Origin of the sequence: Psychrobacillus mangrovi (assembly GCF_037104765.1) — a bacterium.
GTDB classification, from domain to species: domain Bacteria; phylum Bacillota; class Bacilli; order Bacillales_A; family Planococcaceae; genus Psychrobacillus; species Psychrobacillus mangrovi.
In genome coordinates this window covers 49,501-70,454 of the sequence record NZ_JBAWSY010000014.1, presented here as the reverse complement: position 1 = coordinate 70,454, position 20,954 = coordinate 49,501, and the positions used below count along the sequence as shown (strand labels likewise).

Annotated in this window: 23 protein-coding genes; 20 read left to right on the top strand and 3 right to left on the bottom strand. The window is 34.8% G+C overall.

Annotated elements, in window-relative coordinates; translation table 11 throughout:
- Positions 1-11: 11 nt before the first annotated feature.
- Positions 12-1,355, bottom strand: coding sequence for a chromosomal replication initiator protein DnaA (dnaA, locus tag WAX74_RS15635; RefSeq protein WP_336498604.1), 1,344 nt, complete (start codon positions 1,353-1,355; stop codon positions 12-14).
- A 502-nt stretch (positions 1,356-1,857) separates the two neighbouring features.
- On the opposite strand from dnaA, the gene rpmH reads away from it, so the two are divergent.
- From rpmH to WAX74_RS15580, 11 genes are all read left to right on the top strand, one after another.
- Positions 1,858-1,992 (top strand): 50S ribosomal protein L34, encoded by a 135-nt coding sequence (rpmH, locus tag WAX74_RS15630; RefSeq protein ID WP_142540824.1) that lies wholly within the window; start codon positions 1,858-1,860, stop codon positions 1,990-1,992.
- A gap of 64 nt (positions 1,993-2,056) precedes the next feature.
- On the top strand, positions 2,057-2,401 hold the full coding sequence (rnpA, locus tag WAX74_RS15625) for a ribonuclease P protein component (RefSeq protein ID WP_336498603.1): 345 nt from the start codon (positions 2,057-2,059) through the stop codon (positions 2,399-2,401).
- 69 nt (positions 2,402-2,470) lie between these two features.
- A complete protein-coding gene (gene yidC / locus WAX74_RS15620; protein WP_336498602.1) occupies positions 2,471-3,241 on the top strand; it encodes a membrane protein insertase YidC in 771 nt (256 codons plus the stop codon).
- Complete coding sequence (jag, locus tag WAX74_RS15615) at positions 3,238-3,981, top strand: RNA-binding cell elongation regulator Jag/EloR (RefSeq protein WP_336498601.1); 744 nt, start codon at positions 3,238-3,240, stop codon at positions 3,979-3,981. The genes yidC and jag overlap by 4 nt, the downstream gene beginning before the upstream one ends.
- Positions 3,982-4,174: 193 nt before the next feature.
- Positions 4,175-5,560 carry a tRNA uridine-5-carboxymethylaminomethyl(34) synthesis GTPase MnmE gene (gene mnmE, locus WAX74_RS15610; RefSeq protein WP_336498600.1) on the top strand — a complete coding sequence of 462 codons (1,386 nt, stop codon included), beginning with the start codon at positions 4,175-4,177 and terminating at the stop codon, positions 5,558-5,560.
- Positions 5,561-5,582: 22 nt separating this feature from the next.
- Entirely contained in the window at positions 5,583-7,472 is a 1,890-nt protein-coding gene (mnmG, locus tag WAX74_RS15605; protein ID WP_336498599.1) for a tRNA uridine-5-carboxymethylaminomethyl(34) synthesis enzyme MnmG, read from the top strand.
- 23 nt (positions 7,473-7,495) lie between these two features.
- Positions 7,496-8,212, top strand: coding sequence for a 16S rRNA (guanine(527)-N(7))-methyltransferase RsmG (gene rsmG, locus WAX74_RS15600; RefSeq protein ID WP_336498598.1), 717 nt, complete (start codon positions 7,496-7,498; stop codon positions 8,210-8,212).
- 198 nt (positions 8,213-8,410) lie between these two features.
- Positions 8,411-9,283, top strand: a complete 873-nt coding sequence (gene noc / locus WAX74_RS15595) for a nucleoid occlusion protein (RefSeq protein WP_336498597.1) — start codon at positions 8,411-8,413, stop codon at positions 9,281-9,283.
- Positions 9,284-9,420: 137 nt separating this feature from the next.
- Entirely contained in the window at positions 9,421-10,182 is a 762-nt protein-coding gene (locus tag WAX74_RS15590) for a ParA family protein (RefSeq protein ID WP_336498596.1), read from the top strand.
- A complete protein-coding gene (locus tag WAX74_RS15585; RefSeq protein ID WP_336498595.1) occupies positions 10,175-11,011 on the top strand; it encodes a ParB/RepB/Spo0J family partition protein in 837 nt (278 codons plus the stop codon). Before WAX74_RS15590 ends, WAX74_RS15585 begins: the two co-directional genes overlap by 8 nt.
- Positions 11,012-11,202: 191 nt before the next feature.
- Positions 11,203-11,910 (top strand): DUF554 domain-containing protein, encoded by a 708-nt coding sequence (locus tag WAX74_RS15580; RefSeq protein WP_336498594.1) that lies wholly within the window; start codon positions 11,203-11,205, stop codon positions 11,908-11,910.
- Here the strand turns inward: WAX74_RS15580 and yyaC are convergent.
- Positions 11,866-12,465, bottom strand: a complete 600-nt coding sequence (yyaC, locus tag WAX74_RS15575; RefSeq protein WP_336498593.1) for a spore protease YyaC — start codon at positions 12,463-12,465, stop codon at positions 11,866-11,868. The genes WAX74_RS15580 and yyaC overlap by 45 nt on opposite strands.
- Positions 12,466-12,545: 80 nt before the next feature.
- Between yyaC and WAX74_RS15570 the strand changes: the two genes are divergently transcribed.
- The 3 genes from WAX74_RS15570 (at position 12,546) to ychF (ending at position 14,803) form a co-directional block, all read left to right on the top strand.
- Positions 12,546-13,406, top strand: a complete 861-nt coding sequence (locus WAX74_RS15570; RefSeq protein ID WP_336498592.1) for a mechanosensitive ion channel family protein — start codon at positions 12,546-12,548, stop codon at positions 13,404-13,406.
- An 8-nt stretch (positions 13,407-13,414) separates the two neighbouring features.
- Positions 13,415-13,615: a DUF951 domain-containing protein gene (locus tag WAX74_RS15565; RefSeq protein WP_053591144.1), complete on the top strand. Its 201-nt coding sequence runs from the start codon at positions 13,415-13,417 to the stop codon at positions 13,613-13,615.
- Positions 13,616-13,702: 87 nt separating this feature from the next.
- Positions 13,703-14,803, top strand: a complete 1,101-nt coding sequence (gene ychF, locus WAX74_RS15560) for a redox-regulated ATPase YchF (protein ID WP_336498591.1) — start codon at positions 13,703-13,705, stop codon at positions 14,801-14,803.
- Positions 14,804-15,520: 717 nt separating this feature from the next.
- Here ychF and WAX74_RS15555 read toward each other — a convergent pair.
- A complete protein-coding gene (locus tag WAX74_RS15555) occupies positions 15,521-16,084 on the bottom strand; it encodes a DUF3267 domain-containing protein (RefSeq protein WP_336498590.1) in 564 nt (187 codons plus the stop codon).
- Between the two features lie 208 nt (positions 16,085-16,292).
- On the opposite strand from WAX74_RS15555, the gene rpsF reads away from it, so the two are divergent.
- From rpsF to rplI, 6 genes are all read left to right on the top strand, one after another.
- Entirely contained in the window at positions 16,293-16,583 is a 291-nt protein-coding gene (gene rpsF, locus WAX74_RS15550; protein WP_336498589.1) for a 30S ribosomal protein S6, read from the top strand.
- Positions 16,584-16,626: 43 nt separating this feature from the next.
- A complete protein-coding gene (gene ssb, locus WAX74_RS15545) occupies positions 16,627-17,127 on the top strand; it encodes a single-stranded DNA-binding protein (protein WP_336498588.1) in 501 nt (166 codons plus the stop codon).
- Positions 17,128-17,198: 71 nt separating this feature from the next.
- The gene (rpsR, locus tag WAX74_RS15540) at positions 17,199-17,435 is read left to right on the top strand and encodes a 30S ribosomal protein S18 (RefSeq protein ID WP_142540806.1); all 237 of its coding nucleotides are present in this window, start codon (positions 17,199-17,201) and stop codon (positions 17,433-17,435) included.
- A gap of 142 nt (positions 17,436-17,577) precedes the next feature.
- Complete coding sequence (locus WAX74_RS15535; RefSeq protein WP_336498587.1) at positions 17,578-18,519, top strand: YybS family protein; 942 nt, start codon at positions 17,578-17,580, stop codon at positions 18,517-18,519.
- Between the two features lie 12 nt (positions 18,520-18,531).
- Entirely contained in the window at positions 18,532-20,508 is a 1,977-nt protein-coding gene (locus WAX74_RS15530) for a DHH family phosphoesterase (protein ID WP_336498586.1), read from the top strand.
- Entirely contained in the window at positions 20,505-20,954 is a 450-nt protein-coding gene (gene rplI, locus WAX74_RS15525; RefSeq protein WP_336498585.1) for a 50S ribosomal protein L9, read from the top strand. The genes WAX74_RS15530 and rplI overlap by 4 nt, the downstream gene beginning before the upstream one ends.

The window sequence follows — 20,954 nt, the reverse complement described above, 5'->3', positions numbered from 1 at the left end:
CACAAATCGTTTTATCGTCCCAAAATAGATTTTATTTGTTTAAGGTCATCTTGTAAGTTTGCATCATCTTTTAACATGCGAGCAATTTTCTCATGTGCATGAATCACAGTGGTGTGATCACGTCCTCCAAATTCTTCTCCAATTTTAGGCAAAGAGAAATCTGTCAGCTCTCGAGAAAGATACATCGCAACTTGTCGAGGGAATGCAATAGATTTAGTTCTTTTTTTAGCACTAAAATCTTCTAACCTAATATGAAAATGTTCTCCAACAACTTTTTGAATATCTAAAATTGTAATTATTCGTGGACGAGCATTTGGCATTATGTTTTTAAGTGCCTCTGCTGCTAATTCAATATTAATATCTGTATTTATAAGAGAAGAATAAGCCACTACTCGTATTAGTGCCCCTTCAAGTTCTCGAATATTCGAATCAATTTGATTTGCAATATATGCCATTACATCGTCTGAAATATCTAATCCATCTGCTCTTGCTTTTTTTCGTAAAATTGCAATTCTTGTTTCTAGGTCAGGTGGCGCAATATCGGTTATTAAACCCCATTCAAATCGGGAACGAAGACGATCCTCTAGTGTTGGGATTTCCTTTGGAGGTCGATCACTTGAAATGACAATTTGTTTTGATTCTTCATGTAAAGCATTAAAAGTATGGAAAAATTCTTCTTGAGTTGATTCTTTTCCTGCAAGGAATTGAATATCATCTATTAACAGCACATCAATATTGCGATATTTGTTGCGGAATTCAATCGTTTTATTATCTCGAATGGAGTTAATAAATTCATTTGTAAATTTTTCAGAAGATAAATAAACCACTTTTGCATTTGGATTGTGTTCTTGAACATAATGACCAATCGCATGCATTAAGTGGGTTTTTCCTAATCCAACTCCTCCATATATAAATAGAGGATTATATGCTTTTGCCGGTGCCTCTGCTACTGCTAGTGATGCAGCATGTGCAAAACGGTTACCAGATCCGATTACAAAAGTATCAAATGTATTTTTGGAATTTAACATTCCAGGTGAAAAGTCAGTTTGGTCTCCATTATTTGAAGTAACTTTCGGTTTAGGAACTTCAAAGTCGTCAAAATCTTGATTCTTAGGTACAACAAATGAAATAAGTAATTCATTACCGGTTAACTCCGTTAATATTCCAGCAATTAGATGAATATAATGATTTTCAAGCCAATCCCTTGCAAATGAATTAGGAGCAGCTATCGTTACTGTTTCTCCTTTATATGAAAGTAGCTTGGTTGACTTTAACCATGTCTCAAAACTAGGTTTGGATGTCTTTTTTTCTACTTCAGAGAGAACTTTAGCCCATAGTTCTTCTAAATGTTCCAATAATCTAATCTCCTTTTCTTTAGATTAATAAATATGTATATAAAATAAAAAAAGAATAAGATATACACAAATCCACTGACTGTGGATAATTATTATAAACGTAAGTGCAAAAAACTTATCCACACATTATTAACAGTTGTGGATAAAAATAATATGCTGATTTGGTTTTGAAAAGTAAAACACAAATATCGTATCAAAAAAATAAGGAGATTACAAGAGAATTAAGAGTTATCCACAATAGTCCGATTATTAACAATTCAAGTTGTCCACAAGGCATGATTATGTTAAAAACATGTTCATAAGGTTTGTGGATAATTTTTTCGTGATTTTTTTTATGCACAGCCATTTGTGAAAAGAAATAAGTAATTGTGGATAACCTTGCTTTATTAGAACGAGGGAGAAAGTAAAAAAAGAATTGACAAATGCCATGAATCTTATATATAATATCGGAGACTGTCTAAAGTAGAACTTTTAAGATGATCACTCAGGAGGTGTCATATAGATGAAACGTACATTCCAACCAAATAGCCGTAAACGTAGCAAAAACCACGGATTCCGCGCACGTATGAGTACTAAAAATGGTCGCCGCGTATTAGCAGCACGCCGTGCAAAAGGAAGAAAAGTATTATCAGCATAAGATCACTGACCATTTCAGTGGTCTTTTTTTTCTTTTATAAAGATAAGTTGGAGCAGGTGAACCGATGAATAAGAAACAACGAGTAAAAAAGAATAAAGAGTTTCAAACCATATTTAAAAAAGGAAAGTCCTTTGCGAATAGACAATTTGTTGTTTATTGCCTAGAGCATGAAGAAGATTTTTTTCGTGTAGGTTTATCTGTTAGTAAGAAAGTTGGGAATGCGGTAGCTCGTAATCGCATAAAGAGATATATAAGACAAACCTTCTTAGAACTAAAAGACGAAGTAAATACAAATATGGATTATATTATCATCGCTAGAAATCCAGCGGCCAAATTAGATTTTCATGAAACAAAGAAAAGTATTGAACATGTATTAAAAATCGCTAAGGTAATAAAGAAGAAAAACTAGTGAAGACTTTCTGTTAAATGGTAAGATAGAATGACTAGATATATATAAGTAATATTAGGGGGAAGAAGGTTGAAAAAAAGATTATCACTATTGATTTTGCTGCTAGTAACAACTGTATTTCTAGCAGGTTGTTCCGAATTTAATGAGCCAATCTATTCAAGCTCTGAGGGGTTTTGGAATGAATATATTGTTTGGCCATTAGTTTCCGCTATTACATTCTTCAAAGAATTTCTGGGTACGTATGGTTTAGGTATTATTGCTGTAACAATTATAATACGTTTAGCAATTCTACCATTAATGATCAAGCAAACAAAAAGCTCTAAAAATATGCAAGAAGTTCAACCTGAATTACAAAAATTAAAAGAAAAGTACAGTTCAAAAGATGCTGTAACTCAACAAAAATATCAGCAAGAAATGATGGCTCTATTTAAAGAAAGAGGAGTTAATCCAGCAGCAGGGTGTTTACCAATATTTATTCAAATGCCAATTCTAATCGGTTTTTATCACGCAATTAGTCGGATGAATAATACCCCTGAAATTAATTTAGGTAGTTTTTTAGGATTTACACTTGCAGAGCCAAGTATTATATTAGCAATTCTCGCAGGTCTGATGCAATTGATCGTTCTACGTACAGGTCCGGCAATGGATAATCCTCAAATGAAAATAATGATGTATATCATGCCATTTATGATTATCGGATTTGGTATTGTACTACCAGCAGCACTAACCTTGTATTGGGTTATCGGAAATATTATTTCTATCATTCAAAATTTATTCATTTATAAACCTTGGAATAAACCAAAGGCTGAACCAGTCAAAACGGGAGGGGCAAAAAAATGAATCAGATTACGCAAACTGCACCTACAAAAGAAGAAGCTATAACTGTTGCAATAGAAAAACTTGGTGTATCCAAAGAAGAAGTAACAATTACAGTATTAGATGAAGGTAAAAAGGGTTTTCTAGGATTTGGAGCAAAACCTGCAGTTGTTCAAGTAACTGTTCTAATAAATGAAGAAAAAATAGAAGAAGAAGTGTACCAGCCAGTAGAGGAAACATTAGAAATAAATGATGAAATAGAGATTTCACCAAGTACTTCGGATGAAGTGGACATTCCAGAAGGTACAAATCATTTAGCAATAGAAGAAACGATTAACTATATGAATAAAATAGTTAAAGAAATGAAAATTGATGATTTAGAAATCAATCAAACTAAAGATGGCAAATATGTGCACCTTCAATTAAACAGTAAAAAGGCTGCATTACTTATTGGTAAGCGAGGACAAACATTAAATGCACTTGAAAGTTTGGCGCAGCTGGTAGCGAATAAATTCTCTAATTCGTTTGTTATCATTAAATTGGATGTAGGAAACTACCGAGAAAAACGACAAGAATCACTAGAACAGCTGGCAGAACGAATGGCGGATAAAGCAGTCCGAACAGGTAACAAAGTAGAGTTTGAACCTATGACTTCTTTTGAAAGAAAAATAATTCATAATGCATTATCTGTTCGAGTAGATATTGAAACTTACTCAGTAGGTACAGATCCAAATCGATATTTAGTAATCGAGCCAATAAAATAATATAAACGGATTTTAGCTGACGGGCTGAAATCCGTTTTTTCTTATTGTTTGTTGAAAACTTTTGTTCACATAAATAAAGTGTTCTATACTTCTGATTTTCGCTTATTTGTGTTATTGTTATATGTTAGATAGTCATGTTCGTTTAACTTATTCACATGTGGATAAGTTATTATTGTAAAGGAGGTGGACACTTGTGGAATTCGATACAATAGCTGCTATTTCTACTCCACTTGGAGAAGGCGCTATAGCAATTGTGAGACTCAGCGGTCCTCAAGCAATACCGATAGCAAACAAAGTATTTCATTCACCCAACGGAAAAGATTTGCAAAATCAAGCTTCTCATACCATTCATTATGGTCATTTAGTTGATCCAAAGACAGAAGAGGTAGTAGAGGAAGTAATGTTGTCTTTGATGAAGGGACCTAAAACATTTACAAGAGAAGATGTAGTAGAAATTAACTGTCACGGTGGGCTAGTATCAGTGAATCGTGTCCTACAGCTTGTTTTGATCAATGGTGCGAGACTAGCTGAGCCTGGTGAATTTACTAAACGAGCGTTTTTAAACGGGAGAATCGATTTATCACAAGCTGAAGCCGTCATGGATTTAATAAGAGCTAAAACAGATAAAGCGATGAATGTTGCTTTAGGGCAAATGGATGGGCGATTATCTAGACTTATTAAATCATTGAGGCAAGCACTACTCGAAACATTAGCTCAAGTAGAAGTGAACATAGATTATCCAGAATACGATGATGTGGAAGAAATGACTCTGCCACTAATGATTGAAAAATGTACATGGGTAAGGGATGAAATAGACAAACTATTAGTCACTTCATCGCAAGGAAAGATTCTTCGGGAAGGACTTTCAACGGCTATTATAGGTAGACCGAATGTAGGTAAATCTTCCCTTTTAAATAGTTTAATTCAAGAAAATAAAGCAATTGTGACAGATATAGCAGGAACTACACGGGATATAATAGAAGAGTATGTTAATGTACGCGGAGTTCCGTTAAAATTAGTAGATACAGCTGGTATTCGAGAAACTGAGGATATAGTTGAACGAATTGGAGTAGAAAAGTCTAGGCAAGTACTAAACGAGGCTGATCTTATTCTACTAGTTTTAAATAATGCGGAGCAGCTAACAGAAGAAGACCGTAAGTTATTTGAGGCAATACAAGGTATGGATTTTATTGTTATTATTAATAAGACAGATTTACCTACCTCAATAGATTCGAACGAAGTACAACAATTAGCAGGGGATAAGCGTGTAGTTACTACTTCTTTACTACAAGAAGAAGGAGTCGATGAATTAGAAGAAGCAATTGCATCTTTATTCTTCGAAGGTTCCATTGAAGCATCCGATTTAACGTATGTTTCAAATGCACGTCATATTTCTTTGCTTCATTTAGCAAAAGCAACTGTAACTGATGCCATTGATGCAGCACATGCAAATGTGCCAGTAGATATAATACAAATTGATGTGACAAGAACTTGGGAAATATTAGGTGAAATTACCGGGGATACGGTAGAAGAAAGCTTAATTGACCAGTTATTTTCACAATTTTGTTTAGGAAAATAAAATATGAGAGGAAGTAACGAACATGCCAAACTTTGAAGCAGGCAAGTTCGATGTGATTGTTGTTGGGGCAGGACATGCTGGAGTAGAAGCAGCACTTGCAGCCGCAAAAATGGGTGTAAAAACGCTTGTTTTAACAATAAATCTTGATATGATTGCATTCATGCCGTGTAATCCATCCATCGGAGGGCCAGCGAAAGGAATTGTTGTGCGTGAAATTGACGCACTAGGCGGTGCCATGGGGAAAGTTATAGATAAAACACATATTCAAATGAGAATGCTTAATACAGGAAAAGGACCTGCTGTACGCGCACTTCGCGCCCAAGCGGATAAAGTATTGTATCAAAATGAAATGAAACGACTTTTAGAAGAACAAGAAAACTTAACGATCCACCAAGCGGTTGTAGAAGAATTGCTAGTGGAAGATGAAAAAGTTGTTGGGCTAGTTACACAAGTAGGAGCTATATATCGTGCGGAAACTGTAGTTATTACAACAGGTACATTCTTACGAGGAGAAATAATAATTGGAGACTTGAAATATTCAAGCGGTCCAAATAATCAACAGCCATCCATTAAATTAGCTGATAGCATTCGTAATTTAGGTTTTGATTTGGTTCGTTTTAAAACAGGCACTCCACCACGTGTAAATAGTAAAACAGTAGATTATAGTAAAACAGAAATCCAACCTGGAGATGATGTTCCAAGAGCATTCAGTTTTGAGACAACTGAGTTTATTATGGATCAATTACCATGTTGGTTAACATATACGACTTTAGAAACACATGAAATTATTAATGAAAACTTACACCTTTCTCCTATGTATTCAGGTATGATAAAAGGTACAGGACCAAGATATTGCCCTTCGATTGAAGATAAGATTGTACGTTTTAGTGATAAACCACGCCATCAAATATTTTTAGAGCCAGAAGGAAGAAATACTCGTGAAATATATGTACAAGGACTTTCAACAAGTTTACCTGAGCATGTACAACGTCGTCTGATAGCTTCTGTTCCTGGACTAGAAAAAGCAGAGATGATGCGTGCAGGTTATGCCATCGAATACGATGCAATGGTTCCAACGCAACTTTGGCCAACACTTGAAACGAAAAAAATTAAAAATCTTTATACTGCGGGACAAATCAATGGAACATCTGGTTATGAGGAAGCAGCAGGTCAAGGTTTAATGGCCGGAATTAACGCGGCTCAACGTGTACTTAACAAAGAAGAAAAAATATTAAGTAGATCTGATGCATATATCGGAGTACTAATTGATGATTTAGTTACGAAAGGAACAAATGAACCTTACCGTTTATTAACTTCTCGTGCGGAATATCGTTTATTACTTCGTCATGATAATGCCGATTTACGCTTAACTGAAATTGGCTACGAAATAGGCCTTATCCCGCAAGAACGTTTTGATAAATTTTTAGAGAAAAAACAACGTATTGAAAATGAATTGAAAAGACTTCGTTCATTTATGATAAAACCAAATGAACAAACGCAACAATTGATCCGAAGCGTTGAAGGTAGTGAACTAAAAGATGGGATTCGTGCTGCTGATTTATTAAAACGTACAGAGATGCATTATGATTTAGTTGCTCAGCTAGCTCCTTCTGAAGTTGAATTATTTGAAGAAGAGAAAGAGCAAGTAGAAATCCAAGTTAAGTATGAGGGGTATATTGAAAAATCTCTTCAACAAGTAGAAAAACTTAAAAAAATGGAAGACAAAAAAATTCCTGATCAAATAGATTATGATGAAATTTCAGGATTGGCTACAGAAGCCAAACAAAAATTAAAACAAGTACGTCCTTTGTCTATTGCACAAGCATCTAGAATTTCAGGAGTAAATCCAGCAGATATTTCAATTTTACTGATTTATATTGAACAAGGAAAAATTGCAAAAATTACTGGATAGTCTAAATTGATAAGGAGAACTTCATGAACGAGGAACAATTCATTCAAGCCCTTCAGGAAAAAGGAATTGAACTAACACCAGAACAAGTACAACAATTTAGAAAATATTTTGAAATACTTGTTGAATGGAATGAAAAAATGAATTTAACCGCTATTACAGATGAACCATCTGTATATTTAAAGCATTTTTTTGATTCTATTAGTGCATCTTTTTATGAAGATTTTACTGGCTCTTTCTCCGTCTGTGATGTGGGAGCAGGAGCTGGTTTTCCAAGTATTCCTTTAAAGATTTGTTTTCCAAATTTAAAGGTAACAATCGTTGATTCTTTGAATAAAAGAATCCAGTTTTTAACTCATCTCAGCAAGGAATTAAATTTAACTGATGTAAATTTTGTTCATGCTCGCGCTGAAGAATTCGGCCAAAAAATCGAACATAGAGAAAATTATGACATTGTGACTGCTAGAGCGGTTGCAAGGTTATCGGTTCTAGCAGAACTATGTATACCTTTAGTAAAAGTGGATGGAAGATTTATAGCAATGAAGGCAGCGAGTGCATTAGACGAATTAAATGATGCTAAAAAGGCACTTCAAGTATTAGGTGCAGAAAAAATCGCAGAGTATTCCTTTCTTTTACCGATTGAAGATAGTGAAAGAACGTTGTATGTCTTTTCTAAAACAAAAAGCACACCGAAAAGATACCCTCGAAAACCTGGTATTCCAAACAAAACACCTATTATTTAACTTTTAACAAAGGTTAAAGCTTCCGGAGGATGCCACAGATTTTGTAGTTGAGTTCATCGAATAAGCTCAATATAAATCTGGGCCAAATACGTCAGGGCGTATTTGATTGAGGAACGTTCCACGTGAAACATTTATAGTATCGTAGTTTATATAGTGAATATTTAGCGTATAGAGTTTCGAAAAGGTGGTGCTTGTTAGATGAAAAGTCCTTTTTCTCGTTTTTTTGGAAGTTCCGAAAAGCAAGGACAAGATGAAATTGTTGATCAACCACAAAATCATCTAGAAGAAGTAGTTAATATTGCGATTGATAAGATTGTACCGAATAGGTATCAGCCAAGAACGGTTTTTGATGAAGATAAAATCGAAGAACTGGCAAGAACAATCCATACACATGGTGTCATTCAACCAATCGTTATTAGAAAAATGGAAGACGATAAATACGAAATTATTGCTGGTGAACGTAGATTTAGAGCTATGTCTAAACTACAATGGTCTGAGGTGCCAGCAATTGTTCGTAATTTAAATGACAAAGAAACAGCTTCTATTGCATTAATTGAAAACTTACAGCGAGAAGAGCTAACAGCAATAGAAGAAGCTGTTGCTTATCAAAAATTATTAAAGTTGCATGAAATAACTCAAGAAGCATTAGCGCAGCGTTTAGGTAAAGGACAATCAACAGTTGCTAATAAACTAAGATTATTAAAATTACCTGAGGAAGTTCAACAAGCAATTATGAAAAAAGATCTTTCTGAAAGACACGCACGTGCTTTAATGCAAATCAAAGAAAAAGAAGTTCAAATTGAGTTAATGAATACTTCTATAGAGAATCATTGGAATGTAAAGCAAATAGAAGAGCGTGTGGAGGAAATATTAAATCCACCTAGTAAGGAGATTAAAACAGCTCCTAAGGCAAAACGAAAGGCTATAAGTAAAGATGTTCGTATAGCTTTAAATACGATTAAGCATTCTTTATCCATGGTAACAAAAAGTGGGATTAGCATTAAGACAGAAGAAGAAGATACGGAAGACTTCTATCAAATTACCGTAAAAATACCTAAAAAGAAATCATAATATATTTATTTTTTACTTAAACTCTCGCAAATAAATGTGAGAGTTTTTTTTTGTAATAAGAATAAAACCCAAATTTCATTCGAAATTTGATAGAATGTAAATAGAATAATATAAAATGATAAGAAGAGGGTGCAAGCGTGGGAAGAATAATTGCAATAGCGAATCAAAAAGGTGGTGTAGGAAAGACTACTACATCCGTGAATTTAAGTGCCTGCCTTGCATATTTAGGTAAAAAAGTATTGCTTGTAGATATTGATCCACAAGGAAATGCTTCTAGTGGTGTAGGGGTAAACAAAGGCGATGTAAATCAGTGTATATATGATGTTTTAATAGATGATGTTAGTGTATTAGAGACAATACAGGAAACAAAAGTGGAAAATTTATATATTGTTCCAGCTACAATATCCTTAGCAGGTGCAGAAATAGAGCTTGTATCCACTATTTCAAGGGAAGTAAGATTGAAAAGAGCCCTACAAGAGGTAAAAGACAAGTATGAATATATTATTATTGATTGTCCGCCTTCATTAGGTTTGTTAACAATTAACTCCCTAACTGCATCCGATGCTATTATTATTCCTGTACAATGTGAGTTTTACGCTTTAGAAGGATTAAGCCAGCTTCTAAGTACAATTAGATTAGTGCAAAAACATCTAAATAAAAACTTAGAAATAGACGGAGTACTATTAACGATGTTCGATGCACGAACAAATTTAGGTATTCAGGTAATCGAAGAAGTTAAAAAATACTTCCAAGAGAAAGTATATAAAACGATAATTCCTAGAAACGTTCGTTTAAGTGAAGCACCAAGTCACGGAGAACCAATCATTATTTATGATCCAAAGTCTCGGGGAGCAGAAGTATACTTAGATTTAGCGAAGGAAGTGATTCGTAATGGCTAAAGCGTTGGGTAAAGGACTTAATGCATTTTTTCCAGAAGAAGATTTAAAAGCTGAAAAAGTAGAGAAAATTAGTTTAGATAAAATTAAACCAAATCCTTTTCAGCCTAGAAAGATTTTTGATGAAGAGGCAATGAAGGATCTTTCTGAATCTATAAAAGAACATGGTGTATTGCAACCAATAACCTTACGTAAAAAAGGTTCAAAATACGAAATTGTTGTAGGTGAAAGAAGATTTCGTGCATCTGAATTAGCTGGAAAAGATGAGATACCTGCTGTCATTCGTGAATTAAACGATCAGCAAATGATGGAAATAGCCATTTTGGAAAATCTTCAAAGAGAAGATTTAACACCTATAGAAGAGGCAGAAGCTTATCAAAATTTGATGGAAAGCCTAAATTTAACACAGGAACAGCTTGCATTTAGACTAGGTAAAAGCCGTCCTCATATTGCTAATCATATAAGATTATTATCTCTCCCTGAAGAGGTAAGGAATGCAATAACAAATGGCGAATTATCTATGGGGCATGGTAAGGCTTTATTGGGATTAAAGAAGAAAAAGAATATCCCTTTAATCATGTTAAAAACGATAAAAGAAAATTTAAACGTTCGTCAATTAGAAGCACTGGTACAACGTTTAAATGAGAATGTTCCACGTGAAACAAAACCCACTGTAAAAAAGGATATCTTTACAATTGAAAAAGAATCAGAATTGAGAGAAATATTTGGATCTCCCGTCTCTATTATTAAAAACAAAAATAAAGGTAAGATAGAGATAGAATTCTTTTCAGAAGATGATTTAGAAAGAATATTACAACTGTTAGAAGATTGAAATCAACCTATTTCTATTTACTAGAAATAGGTTGTGTTTTTCGTAGATTAGCATAGGGTTTGTTATTGTTCTCTGATTGGTATGTATAGATGTGAAAGATTTGTCCTTTGGAGATTAATTAGGAATAAGAGAGCCATTATTAATAGACATCAAGCTCTTCACTTTAAAGAAGAGGAAATGAGGAAATAGATATGGTTTTACTAGGCACTATTGTTAATGCACTATTAATAATAGTTGGTGCAATAATAGGTAGATTTTTAAAGAATATTCCTGAAAATATGAAGCAGACAGTAATGTATGCGATCGGAATAGCTGTAGTCGTTTTAGGAATTCAAATGGGTTTGGAGAGTACTAACTTTGTACTAATCATTATTTGTTTAGTTTTCGGTGGCGTAATAGGAGAATGGATTGATATAGACAAATGGTTGAACAAATTAGGCAAGTACATAGAACAAAAATTTGGATCTAAAACAGCCGAGGGTGGCAGTATAGCACAAGGATTTGTTACTGGTACATTAATATTTGTCATTGGTGCGATGGGGGTACTTGGTGCATTAAATAGCGGACTTCAAAATGATCATGAATTGTTAATTAGTAAAGGAATTATAGATGGTTTTACAGCCATTATACTTTCCGCAACACTAGGAATAGGTGTTTTACTCTCAGCCATTCCTGTAGCTATATACCAAGGTGCAATTGCATTATTCGCTACTCAAATAACAAAATTAATTCCAGAAGCTGCACTTGAATTATTTATTCAAGAAATGACAGCGACTGGAGGAATAATGATTATAGCAATCGGTTTAAATTTACTTGGATTAACAAAAATTAGAGTTGCTAATCTACTTCCTAGCTTAGTTATAGTTGCGATTGCCGTTGCTTTTATTTATAATTTTTAAATTATATCTATGCCATGCAAGTAAAAGTGCACGAGAAATAACCTTGCCCATTTCAAATGTAATGTTTAGACGAGTACTTTGTAGTACATTATATTCCATAAAGCCACCAATATTTACGACTGCTTTAATGGAAATCTCACCGATAGGTGGCAATTCCTTTTTTACTGCTTTTCCTGGGTAGAGGGGACCTTGATGTACAATTATTTGCCCAATATTCCCTGAATTTCCGAGACAAGCATCAATAGCGATTATAAAAGGCTTCGATGGGGAATCAAGTAATTCTTGAGTGATTTCCTCAATATTTAAAGCGTGCAATGGATTGTCGAGTGTTCCTACAATCTGAAAAGGAAAAGAAGAAAGCTGGGTTAAAAAAGAGCCTGTCATTGGTCCAAGAGCATCACCCGTAGAACGATCAGTTCCAATGCAACAAAAAACTAAATTAGGATGTTCAAAAGGGATTTGTTCTAAGAAATAGTTACTTAATTTCCATACAACGCCTGTTTCTTTATAATTGATAGTAGATGGTTCTTTAATCTCTGCTGCTTGAAAATTCATATAGAGACTCACTTTCTTTTTTTATAACAGTATATGTAAATAAGAAACTATTTATTCAGAGAGGTGACATAAAGAATAATATGAAAACAGAAGTATCATACACGTATTTTAAAAATTTAATTCTAAATGAAGAAACTTGGATAAGTCTTGGATTAATAGCTTTGAAAGTAATTTTTATATTAATTGCATCAGCTATTGTGGTGAGAGTTGGAAAGAGGCTTCTTAAGAGAGTGTTTTATGTAAGAGAAAAGAGTCCATTGGCATATTCGGAACGTAGACAAAATACTTTATTGAAGTTGCTTCAAAACATCTTGGCTTATGCTGTTTACTTCACGGCTATCTTAGCAGTATTATCGACCTTTAATATTAATGTAGCCGGATTATTGGCGGGGGCAGGTATTCTTGGTCTAGCAGTAGGGTTTGGTGCACAGAGTCTAGTAAAAGACGTTATCACAGGTTTTTTTATAGTATTTGAAGATCAGTTTGCTGTTGGTGATCAAGTGATGATTGGGCAATCCACTGGGGTGGTTCTAGAAATTGGTCTAAGAACAACAAAAGTAAAAAGCTATACGGGAGAACTTCATATAATTCCAAATGGGAATATTTCAGAAGTTATCAATTACTCCATTTATAATTCATTAGCTTTAATAGATATTAGCATCTCTTACGACTCGGATATTCAATTAGTAGAAAATATGATTAGAGAATTTTTACAAGACTTGCCTAGTAAATATGAGGAGCTGATAAAGGTTCCAGATTTACTTGGAGTGCAGAATATGGTAGCAAATGAAGTGACTTTAAGAATTGTTGCAGAAACTCTTCCTTATCAACAGCATGGAGTTACAAGAAATATCCGTAGAGATTTAAAAAATTACCTCGATGAAAAGGGGATTGAAATTCCTTATCCAAAAATGGTTTTATACCAAAGTAAAAAAGAGTAGGTGTACAAATGGATAGTAAAAAGTTTCAATTAAATGATATAGTAGAAATGAAAAAACAACATCCCTGTGGTACGAATGCGTGGAAAATCATTCGAATGGGGGCAGATATTCGAATAAAATGTGAAGGCTGTCAGCATAGTGTAATGATTCCACGAAAAGAATTTGAGAAAAAGATGAAAAAACTCTTAGTGCAAGCTGATACAGAGTAAGGATAGACTTTTATCGTTAAAATCAATATAATGAACAGGTTATATATAAAATCTGGTTGGTTAGAAAATAGAAGGGTGTGACCATACATGGCATTAACGGCAGGAATCGTAGGATTACCGAACGTAGGCAAATCTACATTATTTAATGCAATAACAAAAGCAGGTGCACTTGCTGCAAACTATCCGTTCGCAACGATTGATCCAAACGTAGGAATTGTGGAAGTTCCTGACGCTCGTTTAGATAAATTAACAGAATTAGTAGTACCGAAGAAAACTGTTCCAACTGCATTTGAATTTACAGATATCGCTGGAATTGTTGCTGGTGCAAGTAAAGGGGAAGGTCTTGGAAACAAGTTCTTAGCCCATATTAGAGAAGTAGATGCCATTTGCCAAGTAGTTCGTTGCTTCCAAGATGATAATATTACGCATGTTTCAGGAAAAGTAGACCCTATCGCGGATATTGAAGTTATTAATTTGGAATTAATTTTAGCAGACTTAGAAAGTGTTGATAAGCGTTTGGCACGAGTTACTAAAATGGCGAAACAAAAAGATAAAGATGCAATGGTAGAAGAACCAATTTTAACACGTTTAAAAGAAGCTTTTGAGCAAGGAAAACCAGGAAGATCTGTTGATTTTACTGAAGAAGAGCTAAGAGTAGTAAAGGGGCTTCACCTGTTAACAATTAAACCAATATTATACGTAGCCAATGTTTCAGAAGATGATATTATGGCTGCTGATGAAAATGAATATGTACAAAAAGTGCGGACTTTTGCAGCAGAAGAAGGAGCAGAAGTAATTGTAATTTGTGCGAAAATTGAAGAGGAAATGGCTGCTCTTGAAGACGATGAAAAATCAATGTTCCTAGAAGAGTTAGGAATTGAGGAATCTGGTCTAGATCAATTAATCAAAGCATCCTATTCGCTTCTAGGACTTGCTACATACTTCACAGCAGGTGTACAGGAAGTACGTGCTTGGACATTCCGTAAAGGGATGAAGGCTCCTCAATGTGCAGGAGTAATCCATTCGGATTTTGAAAAAGGATTTATCCGTGCAGAAACAGTTGCTTACGATGATTTAGTTGCAAATGGTTCTATGGCAGCAGCAAAAGAAGCGGGTAAAGTACGTTTAGAAGGTAAAGAATATGTTGTACAAGATGGAGACGTAATGTTGTTCCGTTTTAACGTATAATACAAAACAGGTCAGCAAAAGTGCTGACCTGTTCAGACTGTAGACAAACTCTAAGGATTTTGAGTTTGTCTACAGTCTTTTTTCTTTTAACGTAAAAAATATGATAAAGAAGGGGATTTTCGCTCCCGGTGGACGCTTTCCGAGAGTGGGGCCTAGCCGCTTGGGCCTACAGGATATTGGTCATGAAGGCGTTGCCTCTTCATTGCAATAGATTATGACCCAAAAGACTTAATCAATGAAATCCCGAAAGAATTGTATATTTTTATATAGGGTCCATTTCTTATATCTTATATATTAATACTTGGAGCGAAGGGCGGCGAGGGCACGAAAAAAGTTTGTAGAAATTGACTTTACTAAATAATGTCGTCCGATAAATAAGGAAATCGTTGAAACGGCTCCCTTTCCGCGGGCGTTGCCTTCCCCTCAACTGCGGGGAGGCTAACGCTATTCCTACAGGAGTGTCGCCTTTTTCAACTATTATCTGTAAATACATGATGGTTTTCTAATTGAAAAGTGGAAAATAGTTGATTGGAGTGGAAGGCGGCGACTCCAGCCGGAATAGCATGAGCTGAAGACCCTGGACTGAGCGTAGCGAGGGAAGCGGCTGAAGCCATGCCGGCGGAAAGCGTCCGCCTGGAGCGAGAATGAACCGTTCCGTTACATTCTTATGGTCTTTATCTCTAACTGGTAATGTGGTGACATAACTAAAAGATTAACTTAAATGCTGTCCTGTCTTTTTTTATTTAATACATATAATTTCGGCTCTACAGGATCATCTTTTATGAGCATATTTGAAGGATATTTTATTAATTCTTTATACATAGCAAAATCTCCGGCTGCTCCTGCAATTAACCATGCCCCTAATAAAACTAGCCCTGGTGATTCCAACGAGTATCCGAGGATCATGGGAAGGACTCCTGTCATCCAAAAAGGAAGTAATAATGCTTTTTTCATAGCGCTATTTGTTAAAGATAAGTTGCTTGTTGCATAGGCAATGCCCATTTTAAGATTGACTCCGTAATCCATGCTGCTCCATGGGGCCTTTCCAAAGAACCAAAACCCAATTAAATGAAAACATTCATGCAAAATAATTAAAAAAGCATAACCTAAGAAAAATACTAGTAAATCTATAATTGAAAAATTTATGTTGAAGCCATCATATAACCAACTATAAATAAACAACCCTAAAATCGATAAGAATACAGTTATGAAAAGACTAGACCAAGCGACTTTTTTTAAATCGATATTAATAATGGTTAAGATATCTTCTTTATTTTCCATGAACAATGCCTCCAAGTAAAATACTATTAACGAGTGTATCGCGGATTAACTAAAGATAAAACAAATATACAGGAAATGTGAAAAGATTGGTAATGAATCTTGATATAATAATTTATTTATGTTACAATTCATTGATGTGAGTAATAACATTACTTGCTCCTTGTCGACTGTAAGCAGTTGGCCAAAGACCATAGGGAGGTGTAAATAGATGAGAAAGTACGAATTAATGTACATTATTCAACCAACAATTGAAGAAGAAGCGAAGAAAGCTTTAGTAGAGCGTTTCAACGAAATCTTAACTTCAAATGGTGCAGAAATCATCGAATCAAAAGAGTGGGGCAAACGCCGCTTAGCTTATGAAATCAATGACTTACGTGAAGGTTACTACCAAATCGTAAAAGCAAACGCTGATTCTCAAGCGATCGATGAATACACTCGTTTAGCTAACATCAATGAAGACATTATCCGTCACATTGCTGTTCGTATCGACGATAAATAATAAAATTGACTAACAAAAGCTGATTAAGGGAGGTTGTACACTGATGATTAACCGTGTCGTTTTAGTTGGAAGACTAACAAAAGATCCGGAACTTCGCTATACGCCAAGCGGTGTTGCAATGGCAAGATTTACCCTAGCAGTAAATCGAACATTCTCCAACCAACAGGGTGAAAGAGAAGCTGATTTTATCAACTGTGTCGTTTGGAGAAAACAAGCGGAAAACACAGCTAACTACTTGAAAAAAGGAAGTTTAGCAGGTGTTGAAGGGCGTATCCAGACAGGCAGTTATGAAGGACAAGATGGTAAACGTGTTTATACGACGGATGTTGTTGCAGACAGCGTTCAGTTCTTAGAACCACGTAATAGTTCTGGAGACCGTAACCAAGGCGGACAATCGTTTGGTGGCGGACAACAGCAAAATCCATATCCAACATATCAGCAAAACCAACCAATGAATCAGCAAAACTATACACGTGTGGATGAAGACCCATTTGCAAACAGTAGCGGGCCAATCGAAGTATCGGATGACGATCTACCGTTTTAACTTTATTCAACTGAATAAAGTTGATAAGGACTTCCCACATTTTACTTTAATCGAAAAGGAGGCAATCTATTATGGCACCACGTCGCGGAGGCAAAAGACGCCGTAAAGTTTGTTACTTCACAGCTAACAACATTACACACATTGATTATAAAGATGTAGATTTGTTGAAAAAATTCGTGTCAGAACGTGGAAAAATTCTTCCACGTCGTGTGACAGGAACTAGCGCGAAGTATCAACGTAAGTTAACAAGAGCTATCAAAGTATCTCGTATAATGGCATTACTACCATTTTCTTCTGAAGAGAGATAAGTTTATAAATAGTAAGGACCGGGAAACCGGTCTTTTTTTTATTGTTCTTTTACCTATTATTTCTAGTTCAAACAAAAGGAATTTAGTTGTAAGAAGAAATCTGTTACAATGAATAGATGATTACAGCAAAGGAAGGTCCTTCATGCAAAAAAATCAGACAAGCTATTTAACATATGGAGCTATGATGATTGCACTATTTGCAATCCTTTTAGCAATGACCGTGTATATTCCGATATTAGGATTGATCACTTCATTTATTGTGCCCTTACCAATTGCTTGGTTCAGCGCCAAATTTGAAAGAAAATATGCTATATATGTAACGATAATTGGGTTAGTTATCTCCTTTATTATTGGCGGTATTTTTGGTTTAATATTTGCATTAATTGTTGCACCATTAGGGTTAATCATCGGAGATGGTATTAGAAATAATAAGTCAAAACTTTATCTTCTAATGACCTCTGGAATTTTTTTATTACTCATGACGGCTGTACAATACATAATGTCTATTTTGATCCTAAATATTAATTTTGTTGAGCAATTTTTTGAAGCCTTTGAAATATACTACGAACAAGCGGGAAATATCATGTCTTCAGTTGGACAGTTACCAGCAGATTATGATGAACGGGTAGAACGGGCTTTATTATTATTAAAAACAATGATGCCGTCATATTTTATTGTGGCAATGTTCTTGTCAGCGATCATCTATTTGTCCATTAATTTATCCTTATTAAAGAAGTTAAAGATACAAGTACCTAGGTTTCCAAAGTTTATGGATTTTAAACTACCTAAAGCAGTGTTATGGTATTATTTAATCGTATCCATATTAACCTTAATCATTTCTTATGAAATTGGATCATTTGGATATATGGCAACGATCAATGCCATGTTTATTTTGCGAGCTCTATTGTTTTTACAAGGTGTTTCATTGATTCACTATTACTTTTATATAAAAGGCTACCCAAAGTGGACGGCAGTTCTTGGGACATTTCTAGCCATACCATTATTTACATTTACCATAATACTAGGTGTTTTTGACCTAGGTTTTAATTTGAGAAGTTATTTACAAGGCAGGCACAAAAAATAAGGAGCTGATCAGGTGGCGTCTTTTTTTAGAAAACGACCAATTCGATATCCACTCATTTTGTTTATGCTTCTCGGTGGGGTTGCATCTTATTTACTCCTGTCTAACAATTTAATCGTTGGCTTATTATTTGCTTTATTAGTTATTGGAGTATCTATATATGGATGGATTTTAGAAAAACGGGTTTACGAAGAAACGGAAAGACATATCGAAACCCTATCTTATCGCATGAAAAAAGTCGGAGAAGAAGCATTGCTAGAAATGCCAATCGGTATATTATTGATAAATGATCAATATATCATTGAATGGGCAAATCCCTATATGTCTCAAAAGCTTCCGTTTGACACGATTATCGGGGAGGAGCTTCTGTCTATCTCTAAAGACTTTCAACAGCTTATCAAGCAAGAGGATTCGAAAGAAATTACGATTTCCTTAGATAACAATGATTATAAAGTATTTTATAAGGCGGAAGAAAAATTACTATATTTCTTTGATATTACGGAACAAGTAGAAATTGAATCGTTGTATTACGGAGATAGAACAGTAATAGCCATTTTATATATCGATAATTACGATGAGATTGCACAAGGGATGGATGATCAAACAAGAGGACAGTTAAATAGTATTGTGACTTCTTGTGTGAATGACTGGGGAGCAAAATACGGTATATATGTAAAAAGAATTTCCTCTGAGCGCTTCTTAGCTGTGTTTAATGAATCAATTCTTGTTGAGCTAGAAAAAAATAAATTCTCAATATTAGATGATATAAGAGAAACTACTTCAAAATTTGGCTTTTCCTTAACATTAAGTGTAGGTGTGGGTGCGGGGTCTACTTCACTAGTCGAACTGGGAGAACTATCACAATCGAGCTTGGATCTGGTACTTGGAAGAGGTGGAGATCAAGTAGCGATTAAACAACCAAATGGAAAAGTAAAATTTTATGGTGGAAAAACAAACCCCGTAGAAAAAAGGACGCGTGTAAGAGCACGAGTAATTTCACATGCTCTTCGTGATTTAATACAGGATAGTGATCAAGTATTTGTTATGGGACATCGGTTGCCGGATATGGATGCAATTGGAGCAGCTGTAGGGGTTAGAAAAATGGCCCAAATGAATAAGGTCGAAGGTTATGTAGTAATCGATTTTAATGAATTAGACAAAAGTGTTCTTCGATTAATGGATGAAATTAAAGGGAAACCAGAGCTATATGAGCGTTTTATCAGTCCGGAAGAAGCTGTTAATAGAATGACCGATAAAACTTTATTAGTAGTAGTGGACACCCATAAACCTAGTCTAGTTATTGATGAAAAATTACTAAATAGAGCAGAAAAGGTTGTTGTAATCGATCATCATCGAAGAGGTGAGGAGTTCATTTCCAATACGTTACTTGTATATATGGAACCATATGCATCCTCTACGTCAGAACTTGTAACAGAGTTAATAGAGTACCAACCGAAGAATGAAAAAATAACAATGCTTGAAGCTACCTCTATGCTTGCAGGAATAATTGTAGATACTAAGAGTTTCACGCTTCGTACAGGTGCTAGAACCTTTGAAGCAGCGTCTTATCTTCGAACACAAGGTGCAGATACTGTTTTAGTACAAAGGATGTTAAAAGAAGATATAGATACGTATATTGAACGTTCTAAAATTGTTCAAACAGTTGAATTTTTTAAGCCAGGTATTGCTATTGCGCATGGCATAGAAGATGCTTCCTATAGCCAAGTATTACTCGCACAAACTGCAGATATTTTATTAACAATGAATAATATAACAGCTTCGTTTGTAGTTGGTTATAGAAGTGATTCGGTTATTGGGATTAGCGCAAGATCTCTTGGTGATGTAAATGTCCAGTTAATAATGGAAAGAATGAGCGGTGGCGGCCATTTAACAAATGCTGCTTGCCAACTAGAAAATGCGACAATTGACGAAGCTATTAATATGCTAAAAACAGCAATTGAAGAGACATTAGAAGGAGGAAATGCAGAATGAGAGTAGTTTTTTTAAAAGATGTAAAAGGTAAAGGTAAAAAAGGTGAAATTAAAGAAGTCGCAGATGGTTATGCGCATAATTTTTTATTAAAAAATAAACTTGCTGTTGAAGCAAATGCAGCAGCAATTAGTGCGTTAGAAGGGCAAAAGAAAAAAACAGAAAAAGAAGCGGCAGAGGAACTAGCTGAAGCGAAAAAGTTAAAAGAAGTATTAGAACAATTAACAGTCGAATTGAAAGCAAAGTCAGGTAATGATGGACGTTTGTTTGGTTCCGTAACAACAAAGCAAATTGCCGCACAATTAGAAAAATCACATGGTATTAAAATAGATAAACGTAAAATGGAGCTAGAAGATGCGATTCGAGCATTAGGATATACAAATGTTCCAGTAAAGCTTCATCATGAAGTAGTAGCAACTTTAAAAGTACATGTAACAGAAGAAGCGTAA